Origin of the sequence: Mycobacterium sp. (assembly GCF_040398885.1) — a bacterium.
GTDB lineage: Bacteria > Actinomycetota > Actinomycetes > Mycobacteriales > Mycobacteriaceae > Mycobacterium.
Map to the genome: position 1 here is coordinate 1 of NZ_JBBATF010000072.1, position 9125 is coordinate 9125.

A 9125-nucleotide genomic window follows, 5' to 3' on the forward strand; every position below is an offset into this window, starting at 1 on the left:
GACAGCGCGTGGGACGGCGGGCTCCGCCACCGCACCGGCCAGCAGCGCGACCCGCGCCGCACTCCCCCGCCGGCCCGGCGGGAAAACCGCGCGGGCCATCGCGAACCCAGTCCTCCCCGCGGCAGCCGCCTGGAACCCTACGAGACCGGCCGGGGATATCAGCCGCGTCCGCAGTACGAGCCGTATCCGCCGAGCAAGCCGCGTCGGCGCCCCGCGCCGGACCATCACCCGGTTTCCCGGGTGCGCTACCGGGACCCCGGCCCGTCCGACACCGATATCGACGGGCGCCGGACCCGCCGTTAGGTTGCCGAGCGCGCCGGCCGGATCTCCCGGGGCAGCGCGAACACCAGGGTCTCATTGGCGGTGGTCACCGTCTGCACCGTGGCGTAACCGGACTCGGCCAGCCGCTCGAGCACGCCGCGAACCAGGATCTCGGGCACCGACGCGCCGGAGGTGACCCCGACCGTGTCGACGCCGTCCAGCCAGGCCGGGTCGATGTCTTCGGCGGAATCAACCAAGAAGGATGCCCGTGCTCCCGCATTCAAGGCCACCTCCACCAGTCGCACCGAGTTCGAGGAGTTGCGCGACCCGACGACGATGACCAGGTCGCACTCCGGCGCCATCGCCTTGACCGCGCCCTGCCGGTTCTGGGTGGCGTAGCAGATGTCGTCACTGGGCGGGTCCTGCAGCGTGGGGAACCGCTCCCGCAGCCGGGCCACGGTCTCCATCGTCTCGTCGACGCTCAGTGTGGTCTGGGAGAGCCAGATCACTTTGTCGGGGTCGCGCACGGTGACGCCGTCGACCCCGCCCGGTCCGTCCACCAGTTGCACGTGGTCCGGGGCTTCGCCGGCAGTCCCGACGACCTCCTCGTGGCCCTCGTGCCCGATCAGCAGGATGTCGTAGTCCTCCCGCGCGAACCGCTTGACCTCGTTGTGCACCTTGGTGACCAGCGGGCAGGTGGCGTCGATGACCTGCAGCTTGCGCTCGGCCGCCGTCTCGTGGACCGTCGGGGCCACCCCGTGGGCCGAGAACACCACGACCGCCCCCTCGGGCACCTCGTCGGTCTCGGCGACGAAAACCGCGCCGCGCCGGGCCAGCGTGTCCACCACGTGGCGGTTGTGCACGATCTCGTGACGGACGTACACCGGCGCACCGTGCTTCTCCAGCGCCCTCTCGACGGTCTCGACGGCGCGGTCCACTCCCGCGCAGTAGCCCCGCGGCTCGGCCAGCAGCACCCGCTTGTCATCGCGGTGCGCGGCGGAGCCGGTGGCACCCGGGATTCCCATGTTCACGGTCGGCGACATGGTCTCAGGGTACGTTCTCCCCTCACGGCGCAGGACCACCCGTACGCTAGGGGCCATGGCTACCGCACCCTACGGTCTCCGGCTGCTGGTCGGCGCCGTCGTGACCGCTCTGGAGGAGACCCGAAAGCTGCCGCAGACCATCGTCATGTACCCGATGACGATGGCCAGCAACCTCGCGCAGATCGTGATGAAGATCCAGCAGGACCTGGCCGGGCTGGTCATCAAGGGCGACCTCGCCCTGGAGAACATCTTCCCGCCCAGCGAGGAGAAACCGGACTGGGCCACCTTCGACGAGGATCAGCCCGCTGAGCCGGACCGCAAGTCGCCCAACGGGCAGCGCAAGACCGACGGCCGCTTCGCGCTGTACTCGGTGACCGACGGAGTCGCCGGCGGACCGGAGGCCAACCGCGGCGCCGTCCGCATGACCGGCGACACGCCGGTGCCGGCCGGGTCGGCCGAGCCGCCGGCGGTCGCGGTGGAACTGGACTACGAGTCGCTGACCCTGGCCCAGCTGCGGGCCAGGATCCAGTCGTTGGGCGTGGCCGAACTGCGCGCCTTGCTCGCCTTCGAGGAAACCGCCAAGGCCCGGGCGCCGTTCCAGACCCTGCTGGCCAACAGGATCGCCCGCGCGACCGCCAAGTGAGCACCGCGCCGGGCGCTTCGGCCGAAAACCCCTTCCCGGTCCGCGCGGTCGCCATCCGGGTGGCCGGCTGGATCGACAGACTCGGCGTGGTGTGGGTGGAGGGTCAGTTGACCGAGATCCGCTCGCGCGGAGCGACGACTTACATGGTCCTGCGTGACCCGGCCGCCGACATGTCGATGCGGGTCACCGCCGGCACGGGGCTGGTTCGCTCCGCCCCGGTCATGTTGTCCGAAGGCACCCAGGTGGTCGTTTGCGGGAAGCCGCAGTTCGACCCCCGGCGCGGCTCGTTCTCGTTGCGGGTCAACGAGATCCGGGCGGTCGGCCTCGGCGAATTGCTGGCCCGCATCGATCGGCTCCGGCGACTGCTGGAGGCCGAGGGCTTGTTCGACCCCCGGTTGAAGCGGCCGCTGCCCTTCCTGCCGAACCGCGTCGGATTGATCACCGGACGGGGCGGGGCGGCCGAGCACGACGTCACCTCGGTGGCAGCGGCACGGTGGTCGGCGGTGCGGTTCGCGATCCGCAACACCGCGGTGCAGGGGCCGAGCGCGGTGGCCCAGATCGTCGAGGCGTTGCGGGAGTTGGACGGCGACCCCGAGGTGGACGTCATCGTGATCGCCCGCGGAGGCGGCAGCGCGGAGGATCTGCTGCCGTTCTCCGACGAGACGCTGTGCCGGGCGATCGCCGCCTGCCGCACCCCGGTCGTCAGCGCGGTCGGCCACGAACCGGATAACCCGTTGTGCGACCTGGTCGCCGACGTGCGGGCCGCCACTCCGACCGACGCCGCCAAGAAGGTGGTGCCCGACACGGAAGCCGAGCTTGCGCGGGTGGCCGAGTTGCGGCGCCGCAGCGCCGGCGCGCTGCGCAACTGGGTGAACCGCGAACAGCGCATGCTCGCCCAGTTGCGCAGCCGGCCGGCGCTGGCCGACCCGATCCGGTCGATCACCGAACGGGTCATCGAGGTCGAGCGGGCCCGGGCGGCGGGGCGCCGCGACGTGACCCGCATGGTGGCCGCCGAGTCCGAGCGGGTCGGACACCTGGGCGCCCGGCTGTCCACCCTGGGTCCGGCCGCAACCCTGGCCCGCGGGTACGCGGTGGTGCAACGGGTGGTCGGCTCGGCAGCCGTCCTGCGCTCGGCCGACGACGCGGCGCCGGGAACCACGCTGCGGATCAGGCTTTCCGACGGCGCGGTGGGCGCCGTGAGCACCGGACGCGAGGACGGGGCCGCATGAGTGAGCCGCGGACGCCGGTCGGCGATATGGGCTACGAACAGTGCCGGGACGAGTTGATCGAAGTGGTCCGGGTTCTCGAACAGGGCGGCCTGGACCTCGACGCGTCGCTGACGCTGTGGGAGCGCGGGGAGGCGCTGGCCCGCAGGTGCGAGGAACACCTGGCCGGAGCGCGGGCCCGGATCGAGGCGGCGCTTGAGGCATCCGCGGCGGACTCGGATTGAGACTGCGACGAACTTGTGGATTGCTTCCTCGACGACCGCGACATAAGGTCCGAACCCGCGAGGCCTCAGGCCGAGCATGATCAGTTTGATGCCGCGAAGAAACCCGTCAGTTGTGGCCCGGGAACTCGTCGGTGCAATCCTTGTACTGGTAACCCGGTGACTTGAGTTGCCGGCGTCCACCGCAACTGACGCCGTAATCGTGGATCGCCTCGGGCTCAGCGACTTTCGGATCAGCAACGGCTTTCCACAGGTCGTCGCAGGCATGCATCGAACCGTTGCGGCAGTCCCGCGCCACGACGATCAGGTGCGGGTTGCAGTCAAAACACCAGGCGGCCGGGATCGGATCCCCGGGCGGCAGGGCGACGGCGGTCGGTGTCGCAACCTCCGACTTGGACTTCGCGGTGATCCAGTGCTGAACCACCACCGTCAATGCCCCTATCAGGGCAACGGCGATGGGCACCACGACGCCGACCATCAGCCATCGCCGGCCGCCTCCCCGGGCGGCGGCCGTCCCCTCGGATTCGTCACCCTGCCCCGCGGGCTTGGCACCCTGGGCCATCAGATCGGCCGGCCGGTGGTCGGGATTCCGCAGAGTTCGTTGAGGTGCTTGAGCGCCGTGTCGACATCCGCGCCGACCTCAGGGGTGTAGGTGCGGTCGCTGAGCGTCTTGATCTGCACCCGGCGGACCGCCACATAATCCCTGGCGGCCTGCGCCACGTCCGCCGGTTCCGCGGCGATCTTGGGCTCGAACAGGTCCAGCGCCTTGGCGACCGGAGCGTTCTGATTCCTGATGAAGGTGTTGATGTTCGGGGTGTTCCAGTTCCAGCCGTTCGGCAGCGGCGGAATCGACCGAAGCGTCTGACGGGTCTCCGACCACGCCTCGCACGTCGTCGGCCCGGCACTTTCCGGAGTGCCGCTGTCCCGCTTGAGGATCACAGCGCCGGCGACCAGACCCGCGGCGAGCACGAGCGCCGAACCGATGATCGCGGCGGGCAGCCACGTTCTGCCGTTTCTCGGACGACCGCCGTCAAACCGCGGCGGCGGCAACGGCGGCTGCGCGGGCGGCCGCCACTGCTGATTCGGGTTCATGGTTAGCGATGGTAAACCGGGGCGGCCGGGGAAACGGGAACATACCGTGCGGCAAGATGGGGTCCACAGTCAAAGGGGTTCGGATGTCCGATGCGGTGCTGGTGACCGGGGCTTTCGGATTGGTGGGCACGGCAACGGTCAGACACCTGGCCGCCCAGGGACGCCGGGTGGTGGCGACCGATCTGAACACGCCGGCCAACCGGAGGGCGGCGGCGTCGCTTCCCTCCGGGGTGACGGCCCTGTGGTCCGACCTCACCGACCCCGGCCGGGTGGCCGCGCTGCTGGGCGACGTCGAACCGGCGACGGTCATCCACCTCGCGGCGGTCATCCCGCCACGGTGTTACGCGCAACCAGACCTGGCCCGCCGGGTCAACGTGGACGCCACCAGGAATTTGGTTGTATCCGCTGCGGCGCAACGTGTTCCACCCCGATTCATCCAGGCGTCCAGTATCGCCGTGTACGGACCTCGCAACCCGTACCGGACTAATGCAGTACTCACCGCGCAAACCCCCGTCCGGCCCTTCGACCTCTACGGCGCACACAAGGTGGAGGCCGAGGCGATCGTCCGGAATTCCAACCTGGACTGGGTGGTCCTGCGACTGGGCGGGGTCCTGACGGTCGACATCAACCTGGGCTTGGATGCCGACGTTATCTATTTCGATGGGCTGTTACCCACCGATGGGCGCCTGCAGACCGTCGACGTCCGCGACGTGGCGCACGCCTTCGCCGCGTCGACCACCGCCGACGTGGTGGGCCGGACGTTGCTGATCGGCGGCGACGATTCCCACCGTCTGCGCCAGGGCGAGATCGGGGCGTCGACGGCGGCGGCAATGGGACTTGTCGGGGCCCTTCCTCCGGGCCGTCCCGGCGACCCGGCCGAGGACGACGGCTGGTTCGCCACCGATTGGATGGACACGGCGACCGCCCAGGAAGTCCTTGGCCACCAACATTATTCGTGGCCGAAACTCCTGGCCGAGACCGCCGAGAAGTCCGGCTGGAAGCGTTACCCGCTGCGACTGGTGGCACCGTTGGCGCGGGAATTTCTCGAGCGGCGCTCGCCGTATTACAGACAGCCGGGCTGCTACAGCAACCCGTGGGAGGCGGTGCGCCGCAAGTGGGGCGCACCGCAGGCCGATCGGAGACAACCATGACCACACCAGTCGCCGTCGTCGTGGGCGGCGCCTCGGGTATCGGCTGGGCCACCGCCCGGGCACTCGCCGCGGACGGCTTCGCGGTGACGATCGCCGACCGCAACACCGCACTGGCCGAACAGCGCGCCGCCCAACTGGGCGAGCCACACACCTGGTCGGCGGTCGAGGTCAGCGACGAGGTCAGCGTGGCCGCGCTGTTCGAGGGGCTCGGGCCGCTGGACGCGGTGGTCAACTGCGCCGGATTCAGCGGCTTCGGGCTGATCACCGAACTCGACGCCGCACAGTTCCGTTCCGTGGTGGACGTCTGTCTGACCGGCGCTTTCCTGGTCATGAAGCACGCCGGACGCCACCTGCGCGACGGCGCGGCGATGGTTTCGTTGACCTCGCTCAACGCCCGCCAGCCGGCGATCGGGATGAGCGCCTACTGCGCAGCCAAGGCCGGACTGTCGATGCTGACCCAGGTCGCCGCCCTGGAACTCGGCCCGCGCGGGATCCGGGTCAACGCCGTCGCCCCCGGCTTCGTGCACACCCCGCTGACCGAGGGCGCCGCCGCCATCCCCGGCGTGGTGGAGGAGTACGTGGAGAACACCGCACTGGGCCGGGCCGGCACACCCGAGGACGTGGCGGCTGCGGTGGCCTTCCTGTGCTCGCCGCAGTCGGCGTGGATGACCGGTGAGATCCTGGACCTCAACGGGGGCGCACATCTCAAGCGCTATCCCGACATTCACCGGCATCTCGGCGAACTCATGGGAGAGTAGTCCGGTGAACACCGATTTCACGCTCACCCAGAAGCGTGCGCTGGCGATCTTCACAGCGATCGCCCTACTGTTCGGCGCCTACTTCCTCCGGCGCTACTTCATGCTCATCGCCATCGCGGCGATCGTCGCCTACCTCTTCGGCCCGGTGCACAACCGGCTCAAGACCAAACTCAGTGGTGGCCTGGCCACCACGCTGACCGTGCTCATCGCTCTGAGCACCGTGGTCATCCCGATCATCGGCGTGATCTCACTGGCCACAGTTCAGATATCGCAGATGCTCATCGGCGTGGCCGACTGGGCCAAGACGGCCGACCTCAACGCCTTGGGCGACAAGGCCATTTCGGCGGTGAACCAACTGCTGCAGAAGCTGCCGTTCCAGGCCCCGAGCATCACCCTGGAGTCGCTGCGCGGCACCGTCGGCAAGGTCGCCCAGACCATCGGCGAGTGGCTGCTGCGGGCGATCAGCGGGGCGGCCGGTGGCGCGATCGGACTCGTCACCTCGGCGATCATCTTCCTGTACGTCCTGATTTCGCTGCTGGTCAACAAAGCCGAGGTGGTCACCCTCATCCGTCGGCTCAATCCGCTGGGCGAGGAAGTCACCGACCTGTACCTGGCCAAGATGGGCGCCATGGTTAAAGGAACGGTCAAGGGCCAGTTCATAATTGCGACGATCCAGGGCATCCTGGGCGCGGTGTCGATCTACATCGCAGGATTTCACGACGCCTTCTTCATCTTCGCCATCCTCCTGACGGCGATGTCGGTGATTCCGCTCGGCAGCGGCATCGTGACCATCCCGTTCGGCATCGGGATGATGCTCTTCGGCAATATCGCCGGCGGCCTTTTCGTGGTGCTCTTCCACCTCTTCGGGATCACCAACGTCGACAACTTCCTGCGCCCGATACTGGTGCCCAAGCAGGCCCGTCTGGACTCGGCGCTGATGCTGCTCGCGGTCTTCTCCGGGATCGCGATGTTCGGCTTCCTCGGCATCATCCTGGGCCCGGTGCTGATGATCATGATCGTGACGACCATCTCCGTGTACCTCGCGGTTTACAAGGGCGTCAAGATGGACGAGGAACCGACCGAGGAAGAGGACCACAAGAAACTGTTCGGCAAGCGCCGCAAGAAGCGGGGACTGCCCGAGCCGGTCCCGTCGGCGGCGCCGGGATCATCTCCGGTGCCGGTCACCCCAGACGTTCTCTGAGGAACTCCACCACCCGCTTGCGGGCCTCATAGGCGGGGTGGCCGTCGATCTCACGCACCTCCAGGGTCAGGACCGAATGCGCCATCCGGCCGAACCCGCCGGGGTTACCGGGCGCCGAGTCGATCTCGATGACCTCGAAGTTGTCCCCCAGCCGGTCCTTGAGGGTCTTGAACCGCTCCCCCGGCGCCGCCGGGTCGCCGCTGAACCGCAGACCCAGCGCGCACAGACCGTCTTCGGCGGCCCGCTTCTCGATGACCTTCATCTCGCCCTCGGAGAACCCCGGGTCGCGCTTGTGGGCCGGGGTCAGCGCCATGGGAACCGACGGCTGGCTGAGCACCGAGGCGAGCACGCTGTCATCGACCGCGGCCGCCAGGGCGAACCCCCCGGTGAAGCACTGGCCGATCACCCCGACGCCGTTGCCTCCGGCCCTGGCCTTGAGGTCGCGAGCCAGCGCGCGCAAGTAGCGGGTCACCGGGCGCTCCCTGTTCAACGCGAACGCCGCGAACTCCTTGGCCACGCAGGCACGAGCGACGGTGGACACCATTCCCACACCGCGGGCGGGCGCACCGGGCGTGCCGAACAGTGACGGGATCGCCACGGTGAAGCCGTTGTCCACCAGATGGTTTCCCAGGGCCAGCACCCCGGGGTGGGCGCCGGGGATTTCCGGGATGAGCACCACGCCGGGGCCTTCGCCCTTGCGATAAACGTCGTGGGTGAAACCCTCGGCGGTGAACGGCTCGCGGACCCAGCCGGACAGGTCGGCTTCGGGGGGCTTGGTGTGTTCGGAAGGCTTCATGTGCGTCCTATCTCTCCGGGACCAGCGGCGGCTGGCTTTGCGTCGCGACGGCCAGGGTGCGGAAATCCGCCGGCTCACCGGCGCCGGTGATCGCCAACTGGGCCGCACCGCCCGGGCCGACCAGGCGGGTGGTCCACACCGGCTCGGTGCCCTCGCCGCCCTGGTAGACGATCCAGTTGACGCCGGAGATGTCCTCGGAGCCGGTCGGATACACCGCGTTCTGGATCGACTGCACCAGAGCGGTTTCGTCCGCATCGCTCTGGGTCAGGCTGACGTACATCTTGGACGGCGCGATATATCCCACCCGGCTGGCGACCGCCTGCTGCTTGCTGCCGGTGGCCGGATCGGTGCGGCCGGCTTCGATGCCGGTGCGACTGCCGGAGTTGGGCTGCCAGCCATCCGGCAGCCTGGGCAACCGGACCGGGTAGCCGACGGCGTCGGCGTCGGCCTGCAGGGCGCCCGCGGCGTCGTAGGTCGGTATCTTGCCTTCGACGGGGCCGCCGGGGCGGAACGAACACATGCCCACCAGGCCGGCCAGCACCATGCATCCCAGGATCAGGGGGGCCAGCGACCAGAACATGTCGCGGCCGTCCTGCAGCACCCTCGGCTTGGCGGGTCGCGGAGCCGGAGGGCCGGCGACGTTCAACTCCGGAGCCGGAGGGCCGGCGACGTTCAACCCCGGAGCCGGAGGGCCGGCGACGTTCAACCCCGGAGCCGGAGGGCCGGCGACGTT

11 protein-coding genes and 1 pseudogene are annotated in these 9125 nt (G+C 69.3%); 7 read left to right on the top strand and 5 right to left on the bottom strand.

Features of this window, described 5'->3' with window-relative positions; all coding sequences use genetic code 11:
* Positions 1 to 303, top strand: a pseudogene (locus ADBZ5U_RS08575) (hypothetical protein); the annotation flags it as partial.
* Here ADBZ5U_RS08575 and ADBZ5U_RS08580 read toward each other — a convergent pair.
* The gene (locus ADBZ5U_RS08580) at positions 300 to 1304 is read right to left on the bottom strand and encodes a 4-hydroxy-3-methylbut-2-enyl diphosphate reductase (RefSeq protein WP_526264395.1); all 1005 of its coding nucleotides are present in this window, start codon (positions 1302 to 1304) and stop codon (positions 300 to 302) included. The pseudogene ADBZ5U_RS08575 and the gene ADBZ5U_RS08580 sit on opposite strands and share 4 nt — an antisense overlap.
* 55 nt (positions 1305 to 1359) lie before the next feature.
* Between ADBZ5U_RS08580 and ADBZ5U_RS08585 the strand changes: the two genes are divergently transcribed.
* From ADBZ5U_RS08585 to ADBZ5U_RS08595, 3 genes are read left to right on the top strand one after another with little or no spacing between them, the layout of a single operon-like run.
* Positions 1360 to 1947 (top strand): lipid droplet-associated protein, encoded by a 588-nt coding sequence (locus ADBZ5U_RS08585; protein WP_526264397.1) that lies wholly within the window; start codon positions 1360 to 1362, stop codon positions 1945 to 1947.
* Positions 1944 to 3176, top strand: a complete 1233-nt coding sequence (gene xseA, locus ADBZ5U_RS08590; RefSeq protein ID WP_526264399.1) for an exodeoxyribonuclease VII large subunit — start codon at positions 1944 to 1946, stop codon at positions 3174 to 3176. The genes ADBZ5U_RS08585 and xseA overlap by 4 nt, the downstream gene beginning before the upstream one ends.
* Entirely contained in the window at positions 3173 to 3397 is a 225-nt protein-coding gene (locus ADBZ5U_RS08595; RefSeq protein ID WP_526264401.1) for an exodeoxyribonuclease VII small subunit, read from the top strand. The genes xseA and ADBZ5U_RS08595 overlap by 4 nt, the downstream gene beginning before the upstream one ends.
* 106 nt (positions 3398 to 3503) lie before the next feature.
* Here the strand turns inward: ADBZ5U_RS08595 and ADBZ5U_RS08600 are convergent, their stop codons facing one another.
* Both ADBZ5U_RS08600 and ADBZ5U_RS08605 read right to left on the bottom strand, forming a co-directional pair.
* Positions 3504 to 3956, bottom strand: a complete 453-nt coding sequence (locus ADBZ5U_RS08600) for a hypothetical protein (RefSeq protein ID WP_526264403.1) — start codon at positions 3954 to 3956, stop codon at positions 3504 to 3506.
* Positions 3956 to 4486 (bottom strand): hypothetical protein, encoded by a 531-nt coding sequence (locus ADBZ5U_RS08605; protein ID WP_526264405.1) that lies wholly within the window; start codon positions 4484 to 4486, stop codon positions 3956 to 3958. Before ADBZ5U_RS08605 ends, ADBZ5U_RS08600 begins: the two co-directional genes overlap by 1 nt.
* A gap of 83 nt (positions 4487 to 4569) precedes the next feature.
* Between ADBZ5U_RS08605 and ADBZ5U_RS08610 the strand changes: the two genes are divergently transcribed.
* From ADBZ5U_RS08610 to ADBZ5U_RS08620, 3 genes are read left to right on the top strand one after another with little or no spacing between them, the layout of a single operon-like run.
* The gene (locus ADBZ5U_RS08610) at positions 4570 to 5637 is read left to right on the top strand and encodes an NAD-dependent epimerase/dehydratase family protein (RefSeq protein WP_526264407.1); all 1068 of its coding nucleotides are present in this window, start codon (positions 4570 to 4572) and stop codon (positions 5635 to 5637) included.
* Positions 5634 to 6395 (top strand): SDR family NAD(P)-dependent oxidoreductase, encoded by a 762-nt coding sequence (locus ADBZ5U_RS08615; RefSeq protein WP_526264409.1) that lies wholly within the window; start codon positions 5634 to 5636, stop codon positions 6393 to 6395. Before ADBZ5U_RS08610 ends, ADBZ5U_RS08615 begins: the two co-directional genes overlap by 4 nt.
* A gap of 4 nt (positions 6396 to 6399) precedes the next feature.
* Positions 6400 to 7596, top strand: coding sequence for an AI-2E family transporter (locus ADBZ5U_RS08620; protein WP_526264411.1), 1197 nt, complete (start codon positions 6400 to 6402; stop codon positions 7594 to 7596).
* On the opposite strand, the gene ADBZ5U_RS08625 is transcribed toward ADBZ5U_RS08620, so the two are convergent.
* Positions 7577 to 8392 carry a dienelactone hydrolase family protein gene (locus tag ADBZ5U_RS08625; protein ID WP_526264413.1) on the bottom strand — a complete coding sequence of 272 codons (816 nt, stop codon included), beginning with the start codon at positions 8390 to 8392 and terminating at the stop codon, positions 7577 to 7579. The genes ADBZ5U_RS08620 and ADBZ5U_RS08625 overlap by 20 nt on opposite strands.
* 7 nt (positions 8393 to 8399) lie before the next feature.
* Positions 8400 to 9038 (bottom strand): DUF4245 family protein, encoded by a 639-nt coding sequence (locus tag ADBZ5U_RS08630; protein ID WP_526264423.1) that lies wholly within the window; start codon positions 9036 to 9038, stop codon positions 8400 to 8402.
* Positions 9039 to 9125 lie beyond the last annotated feature (87 nt).

Excerpts from the sequence above, each read along its gene's own strand:
- ADBZ5U_RS08580 (WP_526264395.1), bottom strand. The coding sequence starts at position 1,304 with ATGTCGCCGACCGTGAACATGGGAATCCCGGGTGCCACCGGCTCCGCC.
- ADBZ5U_RS08585 (WP_526264397.1), top strand. The coding sequence starts at position 1,360 with ATGGCTACCGCACCCTACGGTCTCCGGCTGCTGGTCGGCGCCGTCGTG.
- ADBZ5U_RS08595 (WP_526264401.1), top strand. The coding sequence starts at position 3,173 with ATGAGTGAGCCGCGGACGCCGGTCGGCGATATGGGCTACGAACAGTGC.
- ADBZ5U_RS08600 (WP_526264403.1), bottom strand. The coding sequence starts at position 3,956 with ATGGCCCAGGGTGCCAAGCCCGCGGGGCAGGGTGACGAATCCGAGGGG.
- ADBZ5U_RS08605 (WP_526264405.1), bottom strand. The coding sequence starts at position 4,486 with ATGAACCCGAATCAGCAGTGGCGGCCGCCCGCGCAGCCGCCGTTGCCG.
- ADBZ5U_RS08610 (WP_526264407.1), top strand. The coding sequence starts at position 4,570 with ATGTCCGATGCGGTGCTGGTGACCGGGGCTTTCGGATTGGTGGGCACG.
- ADBZ5U_RS08615 (WP_526264409.1), top strand. The coding sequence starts at position 5,634 with ATGACCACACCAGTCGCCGTCGTCGTGGGCGGCGCCTCGGGTATCGGC.
- ADBZ5U_RS08625 (WP_526264413.1), bottom strand. The coding sequence starts at position 8,392 with ATGAAGCCTTCCGAACACACCAAGCCCCCCGAAGCCGACCTGTCCGGC.